19 protein-coding genes and 1 riboswitch are annotated in these 20,815 nt (G+C 46.4%); of the genes, 2 read left to right on the top strand and 17 right to left on the bottom strand.

Translation table 11 applies throughout. The features are described from left to right. Position 1: 1 nt before the first annotated feature. The 9 genes from GVN20_RS26365 to GVN20_RS26405 form a co-directional block, all read right to left on the bottom strand. Positions 2–1,123: an ABC transporter permease gene (locus tag GVN20_RS26365; protein WP_166561213.1), complete on the bottom strand. Its 1,122-nt coding sequence runs from the start codon at positions 1,121–1,123 to the stop codon at positions 2–4. 11 nt (positions 1,124–1,134) lie between these two features. Continuing rightward, positions 1,135–2,241 carry an ABC transporter permease gene (locus tag GVN20_RS26370; protein WP_166561214.1) on the bottom strand — a complete coding sequence of 369 codons (1,107 nt, stop codon included), beginning with the start codon at positions 2,239–2,241 and terminating at the stop codon, positions 1,135–1,137. A 123-nt stretch (positions 2,242–2,364) separates the two neighbouring features. Further along, positions 2,365–3,105: an ABC transporter ATP-binding protein gene (locus GVN20_RS26375; protein ID WP_166561215.1), complete on the bottom strand. Its 741-nt coding sequence runs from the start codon at positions 3,103–3,105 to the stop codon at positions 2,365–2,367. Between the two features lie 5 nt (positions 3,106–3,110). Then, positions 3,111–4,031, bottom strand: coding sequence for an ABC transporter ATP-binding protein (locus tag GVN20_RS26380; protein WP_166561216.1), 921 nt, complete (start codon positions 4,029–4,031; stop codon positions 3,111–3,113). A gap of 5 nt (positions 4,032–4,036) precedes the next feature. Further along, positions 4,037–5,011, bottom strand: coding sequence for an HlyD family secretion protein (locus GVN20_RS26385; RefSeq protein ID WP_166561217.1), 975 nt, complete (start codon positions 5,009–5,011; stop codon positions 4,037–4,039). Positions 5,012–5,037: 26 nt separating this feature from the next. After that, positions 5,038–6,303 carry a TolC family protein gene (locus tag GVN20_RS26390; RefSeq protein ID WP_166561218.1) on the bottom strand — a complete coding sequence of 422 codons (1,266 nt, stop codon included), beginning with the start codon at positions 6,301–6,303 and terminating at the stop codon, positions 5,038–5,040. Positions 6,304–6,346: 43 nt separating this feature from the next. Beyond that, on the bottom strand, positions 6,347–6,949 hold the full coding sequence (locus GVN20_RS26395; RefSeq protein WP_166561219.1) for a TetR/AcrR family transcriptional regulator: 603 nt from the start codon (positions 6,947–6,949) through the stop codon (positions 6,347–6,349). Positions 6,950–7,088: 139 nt separating this feature from the next. Further along, positions 7,089–8,837, bottom strand: coding sequence for a glycosyltransferase family 39 protein (locus GVN20_RS26400; RefSeq protein ID WP_166561220.1), 1,749 nt, complete (start codon positions 8,835–8,837; stop codon positions 7,089–7,091). A 62-nt stretch (positions 8,838–8,899) separates the two neighbouring features. After that, entirely contained in the window at positions 8,900–9,529 is a 630-nt protein-coding gene (locus GVN20_RS26405; RefSeq protein ID WP_166561221.1) for a phosphatase PAP2 family protein, read from the bottom strand. A gap of 74 nt (positions 9,530–9,603) precedes the next feature. Here GVN20_RS26405 and GVN20_RS26410 point away from each other — a divergent pair, with 74 nt between their 5' ends. Beyond that, positions 9,604–10,434 carry a hypothetical protein gene (locus GVN20_RS26410; RefSeq protein ID WP_166561222.1) on the top strand — a complete coding sequence of 277 codons (831 nt, stop codon included), beginning with the start codon at positions 9,604–9,606 and terminating at the stop codon, positions 10,432–10,434. A gap of 17 nt (positions 10,435–10,451) precedes the next feature. On the opposite strand, the gene GVN20_RS26415 is transcribed toward GVN20_RS26410, so the two are convergent. The 5 genes from GVN20_RS26415 to GVN20_RS26435 form a co-directional block, all read right to left on the bottom strand. Continuing rightward, the gene (locus GVN20_RS26415) at positions 10,452–10,712 is read right to left on the bottom strand and encodes a Trm112 family protein (protein WP_166561223.1); all 261 of its coding nucleotides are present in this window, start codon (positions 10,710–10,712) and stop codon (positions 10,452–10,454) included. Further along, positions 10,690–11,349, bottom strand: coding sequence for a thiamine phosphate synthase (locus GVN20_RS26420; RefSeq protein WP_166561224.1), 660 nt, complete (start codon positions 11,347–11,349; stop codon positions 10,690–10,692). The genes GVN20_RS26415 and GVN20_RS26420 overlap by 23 nt, the downstream gene beginning before the upstream one ends. Next, positions 11,346–12,407 carry an AIR synthase family protein gene (locus GVN20_RS26425; RefSeq protein ID WP_166561225.1) on the bottom strand — a complete coding sequence of 354 codons (1,062 nt, stop codon included), beginning with the start codon at positions 12,405–12,407 and terminating at the stop codon, positions 11,346–11,348. Before GVN20_RS26425 ends, GVN20_RS26420 begins: the two co-directional genes overlap by 4 nt. Positions 12,408–12,410: 3 nt before the next feature. After that, positions 12,411–13,109: a class I SAM-dependent methyltransferase gene (locus GVN20_RS26430; RefSeq protein ID WP_166561226.1), complete on the bottom strand. Its 699-nt coding sequence runs from the start codon at positions 13,107–13,109 to the stop codon at positions 12,411–12,413. A 66-nt stretch (positions 13,110–13,175) separates the two neighbouring features. Further along, positions 13,176–13,268: riboswitch (TPP riboswitch) on the bottom strand. Positions 13,269–13,293: 25 nt separating this feature from the next. Next, a complete protein-coding gene (locus GVN20_RS26435) occupies positions 13,294–14,319 on the bottom strand; it encodes an oxidoreductase (RefSeq protein ID WP_166561227.1) in 1,026 nt (341 codons plus the stop codon). Between the two features lie 117 nt (positions 14,320–14,436). On the opposite strand from GVN20_RS26435, the gene GVN20_RS26440 reads away from it, so the two are divergent. Next, complete coding sequence (locus GVN20_RS26440) at positions 14,437–15,843, top strand: S41 family peptidase (RefSeq protein WP_166561228.1); 1,407 nt, start codon at positions 14,437–14,439, stop codon at positions 15,841–15,843. Between the two features lie 100 nt (positions 15,844–15,943). Here the strand turns inward: GVN20_RS26440 and GVN20_RS26445 are convergent, their stop codons facing one another. The 3 genes from GVN20_RS26445 to GVN20_RS26455 form a co-directional block, all read right to left on the bottom strand. Then, positions 15,944–16,669: an ABC transporter ATP-binding protein gene (locus tag GVN20_RS26445; RefSeq protein ID WP_114066713.1), complete on the bottom strand. Its 726-nt coding sequence runs from the start codon at positions 16,667–16,669 to the stop codon at positions 15,944–15,946. A 59-nt stretch (positions 16,670–16,728) separates the two neighbouring features. Next, entirely contained in the window at positions 16,729–17,817 is a 1,089-nt protein-coding gene (locus tag GVN20_RS26450) for a serine hydrolase (protein ID WP_166561229.1), read from the bottom strand. Between the two features lie 65 nt (positions 17,818–17,882). Further along, complete coding sequence (locus tag GVN20_RS26455) at positions 17,883–20,474, bottom strand: hypothetical protein (RefSeq protein WP_166561230.1); 2,592 nt, start codon at positions 20,472–20,474, stop codon at positions 17,883–17,885. Positions 20,475–20,815: the final 341 nt, after the last annotated feature.

Below are 20,815 nucleotides of genomic sequence, written 5' to 3' on the forward strand. Positions count from 1 at the left end.
TTTACGTACTTCTTTTGCGATAATTCAAGACTGCCAATCCATTAAACAAAATGGCAAAACCGACCATGGCAAAAAAGTCAGGTAGCAGGTCGGTGAAGGTACTTCCTTTGATGTAAACAGCTCGGATAACTTTGATAAAGTACGCGGGTGGGTTGGCTTTGGTCAACCACTGCGCCCAGTCGGGCATACTTTCGATGGGCGTGTACAGGCCCCCCAACAAAATGAACACCATCATGCAGAAAAAAGCGAAAAGGGTGGCCTGTTGTTGGGTATCGGCAAAGGTGCTGATGAGCAGGCCAATTCCCAAAACTCCCAATAAATACACCGCCGAAAAAACATAGACGGTCAGGTACGAGCCTACGGGTAGGATGCTGAATACCACAAATGCAATCAGCATTCCGAGCGTGATGGAAACCATGCCCAATACCCAAAATGGAATCAGTTTTCCCAAAATAAACTCGTGTTTTTTGAGAGGGGTTACGTTGATTTGCTCAATGGTGCCTACTTCTTTTTCGGCAACGATGTTGAGCGCGGTCAGAAAAGCCCCCACCATTGTAACCAGAATTGCCATAATGCCTGGAACCATAAACAGGTGATAATCAAAGTGCTGATTGAACCAATTGGCCGAAGTGATTTCAATTTGCGGGATTTCGTTAAACTTTGGCAATAGCATCCATTCCTCCCGAATTTCACGGTTAAAATCACCAATCATTTGAGAGGCGTAGGCCGTACCCAAGCCTGCCCGAACACCATTGACGGCGTCGGCGGCCAAATACAATTGACCTTTGTTTAACTTGATAAGGTCGCGCTCAAAATGGGGAGGGATGGTTAAAATCAAATCGGTTTTGCCATCTCCTACGGTTTGGGTGGCCTGCGCATAAGACTGGGTGTATTCGACCAACTGAAAATAGCCCGAAGCTGTCAGCTTTTGGACCAACTTCCGAGCGTAAGGAGAATGGTCTTGGTCGACGACGCTGATGGAAATCTGTTTGATTTCGTAGTCGGCGGCCAACGGAATGACGATGAGCTGAATAATGGGCATCAACAAAATCATCCGCAGGATGGTCGGATTTCGGAAAATTTGCCGAAACTCTTTCTGCAGTAAAAAGAAAAGATTGTTCATGATGATAGTGGTTAAGCCAGCCGAATTTTGAATTTACGAATGGCGATACCCAAAAAAAAGACGGTCATACCGACCAAAATCAAGGTTTGTTTGATGACGTACGAGAAGCCCAAGCCTTTGACCATGATGGCTCGTACGATGCTGTAATACCATTTGGTTGGCACGATATTGCTCATGATTCGCAACGGTAAGGGCATGTTTTCGATGGGAAACATAAAACCGCTGAACACCAACGCAGGCATCAGAAAACCCACCAATGAAAAAAACATGGCCGTTTGTTGCGAATCAACTACCGACGACACCAGCAGCCCCAACGAGAGTGTAGTGAGAATAAACAGGAGACTTTCGGCCAAAAGCAAAAACAGGCTGCCGCGAATGGGCATCTCCAACAGAAAAACCGCCAAGAGCAGAATGATGGCAACATCAATAAAACACAGCACCATGTACGGAATGGCCTTGCTCAGCACCACCAACAGCGGTCGCATGGGCGATACCAGCAGAATTTCCATGGTGCCCATTTCTTTTTCTTTAACAATCGAAACCGAGGTCATCATGGCACCCAATAACATCAAAATCAGGGTCATTACGCCCGGAACGAAGTTGTACGAGCTTTTTAGTTGAGGGTTGTAAAGCATCCGGGTTTCGGTCTCGATGCTGTACGGCAGTTTTTTGTTATTGCTTAGTTCGTTCTGGTAATCCCGAAAAATACTTGACGCGTAGTTGATGACGATGTTGGACGTGTTGGGGTCGGAGGCATCGCCGACGAGACGTACCTGTACGTGATTGCTGTGGAGTAAGTCCTGCTGAAAGTTTTGAGGAAAAATAACCACTAAGCGCACTTGCCCTTTACGAAAAACTTGTTCAATCTCGGCCTCCGAATGCAGTTTTTGGTGCACGCTGAAGTACTGGCTTTGGTCGATTCGGTCAATCAGCAGACGCGACGCATCGTCTTGGGCGTAATCAAGGATGGCCACGTTAGAGTTTTTGACTTCGCTCGACAACGCAAACCCAAACAAAATCATCATCACGACGGGTAATCCAAACAAAATCACTAAGCTGCGTTTATCGCGCAGTACGTGCCGAAATTCTTTTTGGATGAAGGCGAAAAAGGTTTTCATGTTGTTACTTCCGGTTTATTTTTTATCATGCATTTCTTTGTCATGCTGGCAGACCGTCGCGGCATTTTGTGTTATTGCATTTAAACCCGGTCTTAGGTCTTTTCAGAACGACAAAGGGCTTCCCTAATCTCCTCTCTTCGCGCCGCGCGCCAATTGCAGAAATACCTCGTCCATATTGGTGGCATTGAACTGTTTTTTGAGCCCTGCGGGAGTATCCAATGCTGCAATGGCCCCGTCTACCATGATAGAAACGCGGTCGCAGTATTCGGCTTCGTCCATGTAGTGTGTTGTGACAAACACCGTGATACCATCGTGGGCGGCTTCGTAAATCATGTCCCAAAACTGCCGACGAGTAATCGGGTCTACGCCGCCCGTGGGTTCGTCGAGAAAGACAATTTTGGGGCGGTGAAGGATGGCGACCGAAAAAGAGATTTTTTGTTTCCAGCCCAACGGTAAGGCACCCACCAGTTTGTTGGCTTCGTTGTGCAGGCCGAGACGGTCGATGAGCACGTTGGTTTTGTCTTTCAATTCTTGACGCGAAAGGCCGTAAATGCCGCCGAAAAACTGAATGTTTTCGCGCACGGTCAGGTTTTCGTACAATGAGAACTTTTGGCTCATGTAGCCGATTTGCTTTTTGATTTCTTCGTTTTGGCGATACACATCAAAACCCGCAACGTTGGCTTGCCCTGAGGTAGGTGAGAGCAGTCCGCACAAAATACGCATGGCGGTGGTTTTTCCGGCACCGTTGGCCCCCAGAAATCCAAAAATTTCGCCCGGCTGTACTTCAAACGTAATGGCATCAACGGCCACAAAATCGCCGAATTTGCGGGTAAGTTGGTGGGTATAAATGACCGGTTGTGGCATAGGTTTTATTGGTTTTCGAGCATGAGTTTGATGAAAACATCCTCAATAGTGGGGTCGATTTTTCTTACCGTAATGTCCGAATGTCCCGTTTGGGTAAGGTAGTCGATGAGGTAATTTTCGCCGTTTTCTGGGGTACGAAGCGTTACGTGTTGCTCTTCGCCGAAGGCAAAGGAACTTTCGATTTCGGCGGGTTTTCGTAGGTCGTGCATTAGCTGGTAACGGTTGTCGGCATTGACGGCGTACAGGTTTTGGGCGTGGCGTCCGATGATTTTAGTCAGCGTGTCCAATTCCAAAATCTTTCCTTTCTGAATCAGGGCGATGCGGTCACAGCGACTGGCTTCATCCATGTAAGGGGTGGATACCACAATCGTGATGCCCCGGGTTTTGAGGCGGTCGAGCATATCCCAAAATTCTTTGCGGGATACGGGGTCAACGCCGGTGGTGGGTTCATCCAAAAACAGCACTTTGGGCTCGTGAATGAGGGCGCAACAAAGCGCCAATTTCTGCTTCATTCCGCCCGAAAGTTTGCCCGCCAAGCGTTTTTTGAAAGGCTCAATCTGTACGTAAATGTCTTCAATCAAATGGTAGTTTTTCTCGACCGTTGTGTTGAAAACCGTCGCGAAAAACTGGAGATTTTCTTCAATACTTAAATCTTGGTATAACGAAAACTTTCCGGGCATGTAGCCCACGATGCGCCTGATTTTCCACAAATCGTTGACCACGTCTAGCCCTGCAACTTGGGCGTGGCCGCCGTCGGGGAGGAGGAGGGTGGTCAAAATCCGAAAAAGGGAGGTTTTACCCGCGCCGTCGGGGCCGATTAGGCCAAACAACTCGCCCGATTTTACGTCAAAACTGACGTTGTCGAGGGCCAAGACGCTGCCTTTATCGTACGTTTTTTTGATATTTTCTACGTGGACTGTTGCCATTTTAGTTATAATTTAACTTCCCCGTACATGCCGATTTTGAGGTATCCGTCGTTTTTGACCTTGATTTTGGTCGCATAAACCAAGTTGGCACGCTCGTCTTGGGTCTGGATGGTCTTGGGCGTAAATTCGGCTTTGCTCGCAATCCACGTCACGGTTCCGCTCATTTCTTTGTAGGTCTCTTTACCGTTATCCACAAATACTTTTACGGGTTGATTGAGCTTGATTTTGGCGAGTTGGTCGCCGGTGATGTAGGCCCGCAGCGTGAGCGACGAAAGATTGGCGATTTTATACAAAGCCTTTCCGGTAGCGGTCATTTCGTCGGCGGTGGCGTATTTGACCAACACGGTGCCATCAATGGGATTGGTGATGCTGCAACGTTGGAGTTGGTCGTCCATCTGAGCAATTCGTTCTTCCAACGGTTTGCGTTCGCTCAGCACACCACGATTTTGAATTAAAACCTGTTGTTGCTGTGATTTAATCTGTTGATTCAGCACGCTTACTTGGCTTTCGGTGGCTTCAATTTGCTTTTTCAAGACGTCAATTTGCCCCTCGACATCGTCCAACTGTTTGGCTGGAATGGCTTCGGCTTTGACGAGATTTTCAACGCGTTTGCGCTCGCGTTCCAGAATCCTTAATTGCTCACGTTGGGTGGCAATTTGGCGTTGTTGCAAAACAAGTTGCTCACGGATAATCTGCGTTTGGGGTGCCGCATCGTTGGTTTTTTGGCCTAATGCATCGATGCTGGCTTCAATTTGGGCTTTTTGGAGCGAGAGGTTTTTACAATCAACGCTCCCGATGACTTGACCCGCTTTCAGCTCGGTGCCTTCTTCCACCTCAAATCGGAGGATTTTTCCGACTGATTCAGACGAAATAATCACTTCGTCGGCTTCAAAAACGCCGCTGGCGTCAAATTCTTGGTTGTCGCCATTGCAAGCGGCCAAGCCAAGGAGAAGAAAAAGAGAGAGGTAAGTGCGATTCATAATGATAAGATTATTTTTATACCGTGTTAGTTTCCTGCCGTCAGGCGCAGGTTATTTTGGGCTTGTAGTAGTTGCACTTCGTGCAATATTTGATTTTGGCGGGCGGTATCTTCATTGTTTACTTCGGTCAGATAGTCGCTGGCCGTGATGATGCCGTTGTCGAGTTGTGATTCGGAGGCTTTGCGAATGGTACTTCGAATGTCGATGAGCTTACGGTCGCTTTCGACCAGTGCCTGTAAGCGCTCCACTTCCCGGCGCTGATTGGCTAATCTAACCTGTGTAGCGAGCAAAAAACTTTCGCGTTGCCGTTCTACACGTTGTTGGTTGGCCCTCAATTGTCTAATTTCCATCCCCTGACTTTTGGTGTACCAATGCGTGAGCGGAATTTGCAATTGTACGCCCCCGATGAAATAGGTTTGGAAGCTCGTTGCCAAAAAGTTAAGCCCTGGTCGGCCGTAACCACCCGTGGCAAATGCCGAAAGCTTGGGGGCATTTTTGGCTTTGATTACTTGCTCGTTGACGGCCAAGGTTTGCTTTTGGGCGTCAAATAAGCGCAATTCAGGACGAACAATTTCTGAATTTTGCGTTTTTACGGGGAGGGCCACAAGTGGCGTATTTGTATCAATCGCCGTACCCGTCAACAGTGAAAGACCTTCCAAGGCGGCAGTGCGTCGTTTTTGGGTTTCCAACAATTGCTGTTCAATTTCCAGCAATCGGGCTTCTAAAGACAAAACATTGGAACGAATCGCGATGCCATTTTGCACTGAGGCTTGGGTTTTGGTGAGTTTGGCCCGCAATTCTTTTTGGAGAATCTCGAAATTATGTAGCTGCCGTTCGGCAAAAAGCGCCCCAAAAAACAGATTGCTGACTTGTTCGCGAATCTGATAGAGGTCCACCGCTACCTTTTGTTGTTCGGCTTGTTGATTGGCCAAAGCCACGGCTTTTTGTTTTTGAACTACGCCGCCGTCCCAGATGGTTTGGGTCAGGTCAAGTGTCAATTTATACTGGTCTTTGGGCGGGGGTGAAATTTCGAAATTGGGTAATTTGATGGGTAAACTCGTAACGTCCGACTGCCAAGTGGCTTGTCCATTGAGACGGGATTGGGGTACATAGCTGCTGCTTAAAATCTTGATTTGCAGCTCGGTGGCCTCTTGAATCAAGCGCGTTTGAGCTGCCAGCGGGCTGTGCATTTCGGCTTGTCGGTAGCAATCTTCCAACGACAGGGGCGTTTGCGCATGGCCGATGTGATTTAAAACCAACAAAAGGCCCATGTATAAAATAAAACTTCGCATAACCTGAAAGTTTAACTATTTGGTTAAAAATGGGGTAAAAAAATTAGGGGGTTACAATCAATGTAACATAGTGTTTCAATTCCTGAATGCGCTCTTCCATCAACTTGTCAAAAGTATCATTATCGGCTTTGAACATGTCGAGCAAAATGGGTTTTGCCAAAAATGGAAAAATACACATCCCCATCAATGACATGATAAACTGAGCAGGATTTAACTCTCTCACATTCCCTTTTTTGAATTCAACATAATAGCTTTGGGCTACTTGCCGGCTCAGTTCAATCGGCAATTTTTTTATAAATTCAGATTTATCTTTGTTATTCACGGTATTGAGTACAAACAAAGGCAGGTACGGATTTTTGAGCAACAGATCCATGTACCCTTCAATAAAAATGTGAATTTTATCAAGAAAAGGAATGTCTTGACTAAACTTTTCGCCCATTTTTGGGAAGAAACTCTGGATTTTTGCGTCAAACACTTTCTCAAACAACTTGTCTTTGGAACGAAAATAATAATGCAAAAGCGCTTTATTGATGCCAGCCACATCTGCGATGTCCTGCATACGTGAGCCGTCGTAGCCGTCACGCATGAAAACTTCTTCAGCGGCTTTTAAGATTTTTTCTTCGGTGGATAGTTCTATTTCTGTCATGTTTAACTTATAAGTTTAACCAAATGGTTAAATATGTTACAAAGGAATTAATTACATTGCTGTTTTCCAAATAAAAAGGAAAAATAAATTCTTGAAAACAAAAAAGGAAGACCTCTTAAAGCCTTCCTTTTGATTGTTTTTATTTCTTTAGTGATTCAGAAATCTTCTCATAATCAGGCTTTCGACGGAAGAAGACGAAGCCGTTTTCTTCTTTTAGCAATTCCAGATTTGGGTGGTTACGGAATTGTTCGGCACGGTCGAGGCGCGAAATCAGAAACGTAGGTTTATCGACGGGGCCGTTCAGCAGCCAGTCTTCGTTGCTTGCTTCGAGGCGCACGCCGATGGGCTTTTTGAAGTAAAAAAACTGCGCATAACTCTTAAATCCAATGGGCCAAACGTACACATCCTGACCTCGTTTGGACTGGTAAAAATCAATTACGGTCCGCTGGGTATAGCCTTCAATTTTGGGTACAACTACGGCACCATAAACAAACAATAAAAGCGCAGTAGCGAAAAATAATATTCTGATTGCCAGTAACTTGTGGTTTTTCCATAGAATGGTTGCAAACACAATCGTTCCGAAATACAGTACGCCAAACAGCCATTCATGCCCTGCCCACTCCACGGGAGCTTGCAAATTGGCCACCACAAATACATCATCTATGTAGGGCGTGACCGCCGCCGAATACATCCCAATGAGCGGTACGGCAGTGAGCACCAGCGACAGGATAAACCCAATGATGAGCAATAAAACGGTCATCCAACGCGGCCACGTAATTTCATTTTTTAGCCAACGGTGCAACCACAAAGCCGCCAAAAACGACAGCGGGAAATAGGTCAGGGAACTATAATGCACGATTTTGGTCGTGACAATAGAAAATACAATCATCACCACCCAAAACAAGCAAAGCATCATCAATGTAAAGGAAGAAAGCATTTCAGAAGTTGTCACCTCCTCCTGCGGAGCCTTGCCTAATTTTTGGAGCAGGGGAGTGAAAATTCGACTCACATACGGCAAGCCAAGCACCGAAATAGGGAAGCAACCAATCAAAACCACCACAAAATGATAATAAAACGGTTGGCCGTGGTCGGCTTCGGAGGTAGCACCGAGGCGATATAAATACTCCAAAAAAGCCACAAACGTAGCCCAGCCGCTTTCCCAAATAATGGCCAACATCCAACCCGCTGTAAGTACTCCGGCCGTGAGGCCATAGATGAGCATGTTTTTGAGGGGAAAGAACCCGTCCGACGGTTTCGAGCCGTCAGACGGGTGCTGCTGAAAATAACGGATGAGCCAAAATGCGCCCAGGGTTAGCGTGGGAACTCCCACCCCCACGGGGCCCTTGGTCCATACCGCCAACCCCGCAAAAATCCCCGCTAGGAAAAAACGCAAGCCACTCGACTGGGTTTCTTTTTTCAAAGGAGCGATGAGGTACAGCACGCTCAAAAACATGAAATAGTTGAATAATGGGTCGATAATTCCTGACTTAAAATATAAGTGCGGCGTGACCGAACCCAGATAAGCCAAGGCCCACAAAAAGCCAAATCGGGCGTCAATTAGGCGCTTGCCCACAAAATAAAAGGTCAATAAGGTTATGATTCCGACGACGGCATTGGGAAAACGGGCGGCAAATTCGTTGACCCCAAACACTTTCATTGACAATGCCTGTATCCAGATAAACAAAGGCGGTTTTTCCCAAAAGGGTTGATAATCAATCTGTACGCGCAAATAATTGCCCGTGGCCAACATTTCGCGCGCTGATTCGGCAAAGTTGATTTCGTCCCAGTCAAATAAATGGACGTTGCCTAAAAAAGGAACAAAAAAAACAAAAGCCAGCAGGGCCACGACCCAGGGTTTTTCGATTGAAATGGAAGATTGGTTTTTCAATGGTTAGTGAGTTTATCAGCCAATAAAATGGATTTTATGCGTATTGTGTTGATATTCAGTATCTAAAGTGTAGATGTTAGTCTGAATCGGTGACTGTTTACAACTAAGGTATAGGCCGTCAGTGTCCCCAATAATGACCCAACGTACACATCAATCAGAAAGTGTTGCATCAAATACATTCTGGAAAAGCCGATGGTGGCGGCGGTTATCAAACATAAAAATTTTAGCAACGGAGATTTAATCCAAATTGCAATTAAGGCAAATAATGCAAACGCTGAGGTCGTATGGCCCGACGGAAAGCTATTCCAATGACTCAATTCAACCCCCTCAACGGTGTGTAGATGCTGCATCATCCCCGAGAAATATTCTGCGGGACGTGGTTCTTTTGGAAATCCGAAATTCTTAATCAATTGCGCAATAATGCCCGAAATGGCGTAGGAAGCCAAAACCAGAATACCTTTCGGACGCGACCGATACAGCATTAGCAATCCTAGGCCAATCACAAAAGCCCCGTCGCCCAAATGGGTAACGTATTTGAAAAACACGTCGGCCCAAGGATGATAAAAATGATTGACTTCTAAACTAATAATGCCCTGACGATAAAGGAGTTGGTAGCTGCCAAGTCCCAGCAGAAAGAGACCGTACGGAAGGATAAAAGCCCAATTGATGCGCAGTAATTTAAGCAGGTTCATGGGGCAAAGATAGCCTGTCTGAAAATAAAATCCCCATTTTTACGTTGTCTATCCGCTTACAACTTTTAGTTACTATGAAAAAAATATTCCTCTTTAGTCTATTGAGCGCGTTTTTGATGACCATCAACGCTACCGCCCAGAAAATGCTTCAAGAAGTCATTGTGGACTACGTGGTTTTTCGCCCCAATAATATGGTAAACAAGGTTTTGGCCAAAAATAAGCCGATTAAAGTATCGCTCCCCAAAGGCACAAAAACGGCATTTTACCGGGTTACGGTTTATCAGAACGATAAAGTAAATACTTCCGATACTTTCTATAAAAGCCTGCGCGTCATTAATCCCGACACCTTGTCCAAGGAAAGATTTGATTTTACACCTTACCTCGCCGAACCCAACGGTGAAGTGGGGGTAGAGGTGTATTTCTTTGCCGACAAAAACGCCGCTGGCCGATTTGATTCTGGAAAAGATGCGGAGGCTTGTCAGAAAATCGACAGCACCAAAAGCGCCGTGGGAGTGCTGAGTACAGCCTGCGCGGGGGAAGAATTATACGTGGGAATTAAGAAAAAAGGCAAAGGGCCTTTGGTGACGGTAAAAGTAGAAATCGTGGCCTTGGCCGACGTGGCCGAAGACCCCATCAACGACCGCTATCCGTTTTCAATTCAAAACGAATTGAGCGGTGAAGTCTCTTATGAAGTAAGCGGCGACCGCACCAATTGGCAGGCCTTTTTTCTTCCTTCCAAAAAGAAAGCGGAGTTTAAATTGGCTGACAACCAAGTGTATATGCGTGTGAGCACCCTCGACAAAGCCAGCGAAGAATACAAAATAGATTCTGGTAAAAACTACCGTCTATACTGGAACAAAGACACCAACAAGGTTGATTTGGGAGAGATTCCTGCTAAAAAGTAGGAATCTCCCGTTGAATTTTACTTCAATAATTTTTCTTTAAAACCCGCCCCCAGCTGCTTCGACCAACGTTGCAGAATGGGCTCTTCGAGCTGTTTTTCGCGGTATTCGTCGGGGTTCATGATGGGAATTCCGTACACGATGGGATAATACCGCCGGCAGGTTTCGCAGGTAAGTAGCCCTTCAATGATGTTTTGGTCGGTGTCTTGCTTAATAATCGTGAGTTGGAGGTCTTGCTTGTCAAAGGGACAGCAGAGTTTATGGACGAGGGTTGATTTCATGGGATGATGTTGAAAAATGATTGTTGAATTGTTGGGTAGTTTCAAACGGATTGGCTGACTTCATGATGGCCGAAATAAGGGCCACCCCATTGATGCCGCAGTCTTGCAGCGTAGTAATATTTTCCAAGGAAATTCCTCCCGCAACGAAAATGGGCATTTTAGTCAGCTTTCGGGCTTTCTGTACGGTAGCTTTGGTTACAATTTCGCAGGAATCAGCCGAGGATGACGGGAATAAGGAGCAAAAAGAAACGTAATCAAATTGGTGGTCATTGGCCCAATGTACCGTGGTCAAATCATTACCGCAGGTGATTCCCTTCAAAAATGAGCGACCGATGAGGGTTTCAATCTCCTCAATTTCGGCGCGTGGGTGGTCAAAATGAACCCCGTCCAAAGCGGTTTCTTTTACTAATTCCCAGTGATTATTGATCAAAACGGGCACTTCGGCCGCGTGGGCCAACGCCGTAATTTCTTGGATAAAAGCGATTTTGTTGGTTTTCTCGGACCAATGGTCCCAGATTTGCACCGTGCTGATGCCCGCGTGGAGGGCCTGCGCCAATCGAGGCAACGTAAATGCACTGTCCCAACTTGGGTCAATGACCAAATACACTCCTCCCGTTATTCCATTACGTTTTTTCATGTAAGTCCTTGGGTTAAAGCATTGAAAAAAGCCGCCCAGTACGGGTCGGTTGCGGGTGGAATGATGCGAGAATACCCCGACTGGGTACGTTTTTGAATCCCTTTTTCGGAGGTCGTAAATTTGCCGACGCAGGTTGCGGGGATCCCTTCTTCCGTTAGTTTTTGAATCAATTGGGCCGTTTTTTCGGGTTTTACGGCCATAATCATTGCGCCAGCTCCTACCGAATAGGCGGGGTCAATGGCAAAAAAGTCGCAAACAGTTTTAACAACGGGGCCAATGGGGAATGAATCAATTTCTACTTCTGCTCCGCACTCAGAAGCCACGGCCATTTCGTAGATGGCGCCTAAGATGCCGCCTTCGGTCACGTCGTGCATGGCCGTCACGCTCGGTCCTTCCTTTTCGTTGACAGCCGCCGCAATCAACCCTTCTTTCAGGCTACTTGTTTGGTAAAACAATTCTGATGCTTCCTGAAAAACAGCCACACCACATTCATTTTTGACGGTATTGGGAAAACTACGCGCCAAAATAGAGGTGGCAATCAATGCAGCTTGTTTGGTTACGAGGATGTCGTTGCCGGGTTGCACCCATTGGCTGCACAGCATTTTGCCTTTTTCGGCCACGGCAATCATGGTGCCGCCGCCCGCAATGGTTGAGTTAATGCCTTCAAACCGTCCTGTATGTCCGCCCGTGATAGCGACGTTGATTTGCTGACAAAAGCGGTGGATATATTGCCAATACGCCTGAAAATCAGTCTCTGACACCTCGGTAGGAAGGTTCAGAACAAACTGCGCATATTGCGGCGCTACGCCCGTAGTAGCCATGTCGTTGGCCATCAAATGCACCGACAACCACGCCGATTCTTCCAGCCCGAGGCTCGAAATATAAGAAAGTGGGTCGCTGGTGAGGGCCATTTCGTACCCATTGGGTAATGTAATGAGGGAAATATCGGTGCCGAAATGTGGGCCAATTTTCACCTCTTTGCGGGGGGCACCGCAGTAAGGGAAAATATGATTTTTAAACGCCTCGTCCGTTATTTTCCCCGTTTCGTTTGTTTTCATGGTTTACAAAAGTTTTACGTATAGCCCAAAAAAGTCGCCGTACGGCATACTCCACTGCTGCACTGGAAACCACTTCGGGAGGCCCGTACACGTCCATTCAATGCTATATTCGCGGCCTTTTAGTGCTTCGTCAATGACCGAAATGAGGTGGTTGGGAGTGTAGAAAGTAGCCGTGACGTAAAAAGGGTTTTTGCCGAATGCCTGCTGAATACGCCGACGTGCTACCTTTGGCGAATTGCGGTTCATCATTCCAAATACAATGCCGTGTTTGCCTACCCGCGCCGCTTCGCGAATCACCCGAACGGGGTCGCGGTAGTACTCAAAAGTGGTAATAAACGCCACGGCGTCGAAGGTGTGGTCTTTGAATGGCATGAAGTGAGAGTCGGCCATGACCAAATCGCCTTTGAACAAATGCACGGCTTGCGCCAACATAAAAGGCGAAATATCGCCGCCAGAGGCCTCGATGCCGATTTGATGCCACCACCTGGTAAAGCGTGTGGTACCGCAGCCAAATTCTAAGAGGGTGTTTATACGGGAGTCTTTCTTGATGAGTTGTTCGATGACTTTCTTTTGCCACACTTCGGCCCGTTTGTAAGGGCCTTCGTACCATTGTTCGTAGGTATCGGTAAACTCCCGATTAAAAAACCACTCCTTGCGGTTTTGCCAGTTGGTCAGGTCTTTTTTGACGATTTCAAAGCTCATAGTTGTAACAAAAAAAAGCCACATCTCCCCCAAAAAGGGGAAATGTGGCTATGGATGATATGAATATTTTCAGTGTGACGCATTTCCTACGCCGGTCCTAACCGGTTCAGGTTCACGGGTGTAATCTCAGCCTCAAATGAAGCACCCCGATGCAACTATTTATTTATACCGTAAATTTAAAGGATTAATTTGACAATCGCACGATTTGTCCTTTTGAACCAATGGCCCAACAGGTATTGCCCACGCAGGTCAGGGCGTGGAGGCCGTTGGAGGCTCCCGTGAGCGCTTGCCAGGTTTTTCCGTTGTCTTTGGACCAGCCGCTTCCCGCAGGGCCGACGGCGACCAACGTGCCGTTTTTTAATTTATAAACCGCTTCTTTGAGCCCATCGGGGGTTGTTGGGGTGCTTTTTTGCCAAGTTTTGCCACCATCTTTGGTTATGATTACATTCTCAAAAACTTGTTTTTCGGCTTTATAGTCGCCGCCCACAGCGATGCCGTTGTTGACGTCCCAAAAATGCAACCCAAAGATTCCTGAGGATGCATTGGCTTTCATGGGCGTATCGGTTACTTGCCAAGTAGCACCTCGGTCGGAGGAGCGAAAAACGCGGGCGCGGTCGGCGCCGCCAGTGCCTACCCAAACATTTTTGGTGCCTTGCATTACCATCGTCGAATTGCTGGCGGCAAAAGAAGCCTCGTTGGGCAAATTGGCGGGTAGCGTAGCAGGTGAGAGGCGCTCCCAGGTTTTACCGCCGTCGGTGGTTTTAAGAAGGTATAAATGGCCGTCGATGGGGTCGCCGAAGATGAGGCCGTTCTTTTTGTCCCAAAAGGCAATTCCGTCCAGAAAAACGCCTTTTTGATCGGTTTGCCAAACTTGTGTCCACGTTTTGCCCGCGTCATCGGTGCGATAAATACGCGCTTGTCCTTCCTCAGCCAAGCCTGCACTGACGGCCACGGCGGTTTTTTCGTCAAGGCCTTTAATGCCCCTAAAATCCAGTTTTTCTGCGCCTGGTACCTGTAAAACAGCCCAATTTTTGCCGCCAGTGGTGGTGCGCAGCACCGTTCCTTTGCTACCACCCGCCCAAATGGTTTTTTCGTTAATGGCCGAAATGGCCCTGAAATGCGCTTCTGTATGGCTGATTTGCGGAACCCATTGGGCCACGAGGAGCGTGGGTAGAAAAAATGTAAAAAAAATAATGGTTCTTAAAAACATTTGAGTGTACAATTTGTCGTAAGTAATAAATGAAATATGGTAAAGTTGGGCTTGTCAGGGATTTAAAATAAATTTGAGTTTATCACGTTTTTCTACGTCAAAACCTTCTCAACAAATATGCAGAAATTAATTTCAAAAACACTTCTTTTTGCCATCGTTGCGTCATTGGCGGGGATGAGTGCGTGTAAGCAAACCGACGTAAAAGCAGGGGATGAGTTGGTGAACGAATTTATCTCGGTCAACATGGATTATTGGTACTACTGGAAGGACAAAATTCCAGCGGGTGCTTTAGAAAATAAATCATTGGCGCCCGAAACATTTTTTAATTCGTTGCTTTATACTTTTGATAGAACTGCTCGTCCTGACGGCGACCGCTTTTCCCGTTTTTTAGAAAATGCGGAAGAAACGGAATCTTCGTTGTCGGGTGAAAGCAAAACGACAGGAGCTCGGTTGGCTTTGTACAACAGTAACAATAACATTGCCGCTTTTGTGATGTACGTATTTCCGGGCTCGCCAGCGGCGAAGGCGGGTATTAAGCGCGGGGATGTTTTCAGTAAGATTACGGTAGATGGACAGCTCGCAACGCTGGATAATTACGGGGCACTCTTGGCAGAAGGCACGAATTATGTGTACACGATGGGGCGTTATGAAAACAAAGCCTTTGTATCTGGCGACCAGACCAAAACGGTAGTAGCGCAACCGTTGCAGGAAGACCCGATGCTGTTGGATACGGTGTATACAAAAGGAGCAAAAAAGATTGGGTATTTGGTGTATAATCGCTTTTATTCCAAACCTAATAACAGTGAACAGCCTTTGTACGACCAAAAGATGGCGACCATTTTCGGTAAATTCAAGGCGGCAGGCATCAACGAATTCATCCTTGATTTGCGCTATAATGGAGGTGGATACACGTCTACAGCTCGTACGTTGGGCAGTTTTATCGCCAAAGGTGTAACCGACAAAACGGTTTTCTCCCGTGATGAATACAACACAACCGTGACTCCTGAACTGGAGAAGAAGCAAGGGAAAGACTTTAATGTGAACTATTTCCAACCCAAAACCGAGAACATCGGTGGAAACGTACAGCGGGTTTATGTATTGGTGAGTAGCCGTACCGCTTCGGCGAGTGAGTTGGTTATCAATGCCTTGAAACCTTTTATGGATGTGTTTATTATTGGTGATGTTACGGTCGGCAAAAACGTGGGTTCTATTCTTATCAAAGACCCTAAAAATCGGTTCCCGCAGGGAATGATGCCGATTGTGATTAAGGTTTTCAATTCGGCGGGGCAATCTGATTATACGGCAGGCTTTACCCCGAATGTGGTGATTAAAGAAGATTTTTCTCAGCCGTTATATGCGTTCGGAGATTTGCGCGAGCCACTTTTATCGGAAGCCTATTATCAAATTACGGGCAATCGTAATGCCCGCCGAGGAGTTTCAGAAACTCCCGATAGCGACCGCCTCAGAATTGCGCCTTCGTTGATTGAAACAGAAATGGTTGTCGATAAACCTTTTTTGAAGTGAGTTGAAGGCTTAAGAAATAAGAAAAAGCAAAGGGGGTAAGAAGCGATGAGATTTAGGCTCAACTTCTTACCCCCTTCATTATTGATATCTAAATGCTTTCTTAGCTTTCTAACCCCTGCGGTGTTAAAACGACTTTGGTGGGATTGGGATTGACCATGTCGGACTCTACCAAACCATCGCGGAGACGGATGATGCGGTGGGCGTATTTGGCGATGTCGTCTTCGTGCGTTACCACTACGATGGTGTTTCCCTTAGAATGCAGTTGGTCAAACAAATCCATGATTTCGTAGGAGGTTCGGCTGTCTAAGTTTCCTGTGGGCTCATCGGCCAGCAAAATACTGGGGTCGTTGACCAATGCCCGGGCAACGGCTACACGTTGGCGCTGCCCACCAGAGAGTTCGTTGGGGCGGTGACCCGCGCGGTTTTCTAGTCCCACGTTTTTGAGGGCAAGCATTGCTTTTTCGGTGCGTTGCGCTTTGGTGTATCCTGCATAAATCAGGGGCAGGGCCACGTTTTCGAGCGAGGTCATGCGGGGCAGGAGATTAAAGGTTTGGAATACAAACCCAATTTCTTTGTTACGCACTTCGGCCAGTTCATTTTCGCTCATATCACTTACATCCTTACGGTTCAGGATGTATTTGCCCGAGGTGGGTGTATCCAAGCAGCCGATGATATTCATCAGGGTAGATTTTCCAGAGCCTGAGGGCCCCATAAAGGCCACATATTCACCTTTGTTGACCGAAATCGTTACGTCTTTGAGGGCATCTATCACTTCGCTACCCATGATGTAGCGTTTGGCAATGTGGGAGGTTTCGATGATTTTCATGACTGAATGATTTTCGCTAAAATAAACGTCCGTGCGTATAAATGGATGATAAAGGCGTGTTAGTTAAGTTTTTTTAGAATAGACAGTATGTCTTTATTTTTGGCGTCGTTGGTCAATATTCTTTGGATAAAAACCTGAAACTCAGCTTGCAAAAGGGTTTGCTCAAAAACGCCTAGGTTGTTGGTAAAAATAACCATCTCGGTTTTATTTCCTTGTTTGTCAGTGGCATATAAGGCATAATTTAGCACAAATGCCGTAGAGCCGCCCTTGGCTCCAAAATGGACAAACTTCTTTTTGTTGTCAGGATTCAATCGCATAGGCCATTCCATCAATGTATCCAAAACCGTTTGGGCGCTTTTGCTAAAATAAGTCCGACTATTTATTTTTTTCATCAATCCCGCGTATTCCCGAACGGTTGAGCCAGGAAGGCGGTCTGACCAAATGCGCTGCACCGGAAGCGGAACATTGGCCATGTTGAACTTTGTTTTGACCGTAGTATCCACTTTAAGCAATTCAAAGTATTTATTGGTGCGTTGGAGGTACAACGACAGGGGCATTTTTTTTAGCCCCGTGGCGGAGTGCTCGTCCGAACACACGTACAGTGCCGACACAAACGGATACAATGGTTGGTGCTTACCAAGGCCTAGTTTTGGGAGGTTGGCATTGATATTGTTCAACCCCAATTTCCACATCAAAAACTCAGTATTGGCATTGCTACTAAATTGCATCATGCCTTTGGCCACCTCCATCAACGACGCAGTGTTGTTGTTCGTTGATTTTGACGTTTTCAAACTTTCTAACCACGCACGGTGCGCTCCACCGTCAGTGTCAGGAATATAGAACCGTGCCACCTCGCTCAACGGAACCCGTTCATTAAGATTAACTTTCCCTTCGGCCGACTGTTGAGCAAACTCAACAGCAACGATGGTCTTGGCCGTGCTCGCTAACGGCATCAGGGTGTCTGACCGATGCCCAACCAATAATGAGTCATTTCGTACCCAAAAGACTGCGCACTTTTTAGGGTTTTTAAGCAAAAATTCAGCTACAAAATCCTCTTCATAACGCAAGTATTTAAAATAAAAGTAAGCAAATACACAACTGAATAATACAGCTAAAACACCTAAACCAGTGGCCAGTACTTTCCACATAAAGAGTGGGTTATTTAAATTTGAAAGCGATTATAGGGCAAAATGAATAGGTAAAAGTACAATTTTCATTGAAAACTTCCACGTTCTTTTTCGATGAGTGCACGTTGGGACTGATAGATTTTCAGAAATGATTGATAGTCGGTAAATGAGGTGAGCGCAAATAGGTCGCGAAGACCCTCTTCGGCGAAATCTGTTAGGCGTAAATGAAGGCATTGAAGAATGTATGTTTTTACCAATTCGGGAGAATCACGTCGAAATCTAAGCGCATTTAAAATGAATTGGTATGCGGTTTTGGGTTGGTTTCGTTGATTGAAAAAAACGGTAGCTTTTTGCAAAACCGGTAAGCTGAACGGATGCTTTCGGAGGGCCGTAAGAATATCAGCTTCGGTGGTTAAGTTTTTTGCCAGATTGGCGGCGGCGTCCTCTTCGGTTCGTTCTCTCAATAACCAGAATTGAAGTGTTTGGCGGGCTAGGGCTACTTTTTTGGAGGTGTCTGTCACGGTTTGGGCGGCTAGGATGTCGAAAGCCGCAATTTTATCGCGATTGTATTCTGAGTAAGCGTAGGCTACCTGCAACTCATTGTAAAAATTTCCGTTGTTGCCCGTATTTATTAATTTTCTGAATAGATTAGCAAGGCTAGTATCTTGCTCGTATTGATTGGTGTTGTACAGGTACGCAAAATTATTGACGCTCAAGGCCGAATCGCTTGCTAGGGCGAGTTGCGTTTTTTCAACCTTTGTTTTTTCGCCCACCAATTGGGCCAACGCAATGCGGTTGGCTTCGTGAGAAAGTGACGTTCTGACGCTTTGCAAAAGGTTGGTTTCCCCAAAATCAGCTTTTGTAAGTCCAAGGGCTGCTAATGCATTGGCAGAATCGGCGGCGGCCAAGGCTTTTCCCCAAAATGCCAACAGGTTTGTTTCGGCCACGGCGGTATTGACCGCGTGCTGTCGGGCCAGTTCAAAATAATAATAGGCCGAATCTGCAATGGCCGTACGGGTGTAGAGATAACCCAAATTATTATGCAGCTCGCCACTGTGGGTGAAGGTTTGCAGGCCTTTTCGTAGGTTAAAAACAGCATCAAAAAACAGATTTTCGTTCAACAGCGCCTGACTCAGACCAGCATATGCTTGTGGTGTGGGGTCTTTGTGTAATGCTTGTTGAAAGTACGCCCCCGCGCTGAGGCGGTCGCCCTGACGCAACGCCAGCGAAGCCAGCGAAAACCCAGACTTATGATTTTGAAAATCCAAATCAAGCGCCAATTGATAATATTGCTCCGCAAGCAGGTATTCTTGGGTAGCCGTGTGCAAATCTCCCAAGGCGTTGTAATGCCCCGCACGGGCTTGGTCAATGCTGTGAAAACGATTGAGCGATATGAGTAGTACAACGCCCATCACGCCAATCAGCCAAACTTGCGACTGCATAATACGCATGGGCTTGTACATGACTTTATAGACGGCCTTGCTCTGTTTGAACAAAGGCCAAAAATTGAGCCCGATATAGCCCACAAACACCGTCCCCATCGCCAGTTGGGAATAAATAACGGCATCTTCAAACACTTCAATTAGCGGATTATTGTCGGTAAACAACACAAATGCCATGACGCCCGTGGTGACTAATCCTAGCCCAGCATACAGCCAAACGGCCACTTCCCGGAAAGGTATGGCGGTTTCGGTTCGTTTGGCAAGGCTCCAAATGCCCAGCACCAAACTGACGCCATACAGCACAAAAGGACTAAGATAGAGGAAGTTGGTTTCGGTCTGCCGCGTGATTTTGAGGTACAGTAGCAAAACACTAAAAAGATATAAACCCGTGATAAACAAAAAGTTGGGCAAGCTGCTCTTTCCGAATCCCGTGCGTGGATGCGTAACGATGTACACAAAACCAGCGATGATTTCGATAGACAACCATCCGATAAAAACAACGGCGATTATCAAAAACGGTACTAAAGAATAAGACGCAATCGTGAGGGCAGTAAACGGTGTTTTGGAAAAAAAAGAAATGAATACTGCCAGCGAAATTGTCAGCGCTGTAAAGATAAATATCCGGCGCTCAATCATAATATCGTCGCGGAAAGCGTGTAGATAATAGCTGATGCCGCCGAGCAAAACCGCCGCAATGCCGAAGCCCAAGGCTTTGTCAGAACCGAAAAGTTGTAGTACCTCTAAATGCAAACCCGCCAACAGGCCGATAAAAATCATCATTGCACCAATGTACCACCGACGAGTAAGCACCGTAACGGCACTCAAAAGCAGCACCACGCCCGCCAGCACGATGCCCCAATAGCCCCAAACCAACCAAGCGGGTAGGTCGGTCTGAACGGGCACAAATTGTTCTTTCAACAAATAGGCTTTACCAGGGAGGAGAATCGTAGATTGCGGATTGACGATTGCGGATTGACGATTGGTATCAGATTGAGCGTTGCCTTCTGAAGGCTGTAATCTGTTAAGCGGAACGCCGCCCGCTGCCAACTGTAAACTATCTAACTGCACTGGCACCTCGTCCAATTCGCTCAAAACCTCCCAGCGGACAGTGTTTTCAAGGCCTCTATAATGAAAAAATAACAATGCCATTAGGCCCAGAGCGAGCAGGCCTAGCGTGGTTGTGTATAAAAAACGTTGAACGGGATTCCAGTTTTTCCAAAAAATAAGTGACGACATCAAAAGTTTGTAAACAGAAAAATGATGAACAGAAAAATGTAAAATACATAAGCTTAAAGAAGACATCCTTCTACTTAAAAGTTGCTTATGAATAGAATGCTAACGCGGCGTACCACTATTTTATTCAAATTTATTTCTACTAACCATTCAAAAACAGGTTTTAGAGTAAGTTATTTTTTGGCTATTGGAAATCAAAATACAGCCTAATAGCGATTTTGAGGGTGCCAATAAGGCTACTGAATAAGCGTACTTAATTTTTCAATTCCTCCAAATTACGGTAGGTTGTTAAGCGCCCAGAGTTGGTTTTGGGGGTAGGTATTGGGGGCGGGGTAGATTCGGGG

It is taken from the genome of Runella sp. CRIBMP (assembly GCF_009905605.1).
Lineage (GTDB): Bacteria > Bacteroidota > Bacteroidia > Cytophagales > Spirosomataceae > Runella.

Excerpts from the sequence above, each read along its gene's own strand:
- GVN20_RS26405 (WP_166561221.1), bottom strand. The coding sequence starts at position 9,529 with ATGAACCTGCTTAAATTACTGCGCATCAATTGGGCTTTTATCCTTCCG.
- GVN20_RS26390 (WP_166561218.1), bottom strand. The coding sequence starts at position 6,303 with ATGCGAAGTTTTATTTTATACATGGGCCTTTTGTTGGTTTTAAATCAC.
- GVN20_RS26395 (WP_166561219.1), bottom strand. The coding sequence starts at position 6,949 with ATGACAGAAATAGAACTATCCACCGAAGAAAAAATCTTAAAAGCCGCT.
- GVN20_RS26440 (WP_166561228.1), top strand. The coding sequence starts at position 14,437 with ATGCAGAAATTAATTTCAAAAACACTTCTTTTTGCCATCGTTGCGTCA.
- GVN20_RS26375 (WP_166561215.1), bottom strand. The coding sequence starts at position 3,105 with ATGCCACAACCGGTCATTTATACCCACCAACTTACCCGCAAATTCGGC.
- GVN20_RS26455 (WP_166561230.1), bottom strand. The coding sequence starts at position 20,474 with ATGTCGTCACTTATTTTTTGGAAAAACTGGAATCCCGTTCAACGTTTT.
- GVN20_RS26380 (WP_166561216.1), bottom strand. The coding sequence starts at position 4,031 with ATGGCAACAGTCCACGTAGAAAATATCAAAAAAACGTACGATAAAGGC.
- GVN20_RS26410 (WP_166561222.1), top strand. The coding sequence starts at position 9,604 with ATGAAAAAAATATTCCTCTTTAGTCTATTGAGCGCGTTTTTGATGACC.
- GVN20_RS26370 (WP_166561214.1), bottom strand. The coding sequence starts at position 2,241 with ATGAAAACCTTTTTCGCCTTCATCCAAAAAGAATTTCGGCACGTACTG.
- GVN20_RS26435 (WP_166561227.1), bottom strand. The coding sequence starts at position 14,319 with ATGTTTTTAAGAACCATTATTTTTTTTACATTTTTTCTACCCACGCTC.
- GVN20_RS26425 (WP_166561225.1), bottom strand. The coding sequence starts at position 12,407 with ATGAAAACAAACGAAACGGGGAAAATAACGGACGAGGCGTTTAAAAAT.
- GVN20_RS26385 (WP_166561217.1), bottom strand. The coding sequence starts at position 5,011 with ATGAATCGCACTTACCTCTCTCTTTTTCTTCTCCTTGGCTTGGCCGCT.
- GVN20_RS26415 (WP_166561223.1), bottom strand. The coding sequence starts at position 10,712 with ATGAAATCAACCCTCGTCCATAAACTCTGCTGTCCCTTTGACAAGCAA.
- GVN20_RS26420 (WP_166561224.1), bottom strand. The coding sequence starts at position 11,349 with ATGAAAAAACGTAATGGAATAACGGGAGGAGTGTATTTGGTCATTGAC.
- GVN20_RS26430 (WP_166561226.1), bottom strand. The coding sequence starts at position 13,109 with ATGAGCTTTGAAATCGTCAAAAAAGACCTGACCAACTGGCAAAACCGC.
- GVN20_RS26365 (WP_166561213.1), bottom strand. The coding sequence starts at position 1,123 with ATGAACAATCTTTTCTTTTTACTGCAGAAAGAGTTTCGGCAAATTTTC.
- GVN20_RS26450 (WP_166561229.1), bottom strand. The coding sequence starts at position 17,817 with ATGTGGAAAGTACTGGCCACTGGTTTAGGTGTTTTAGCTGTATTATTC.
- GVN20_RS26445 (WP_114066713.1), bottom strand. The coding sequence starts at position 16,669 with ATGAAAATCATCGAAACCTCCCACATTGCCAAACGCTACATCATGGGT.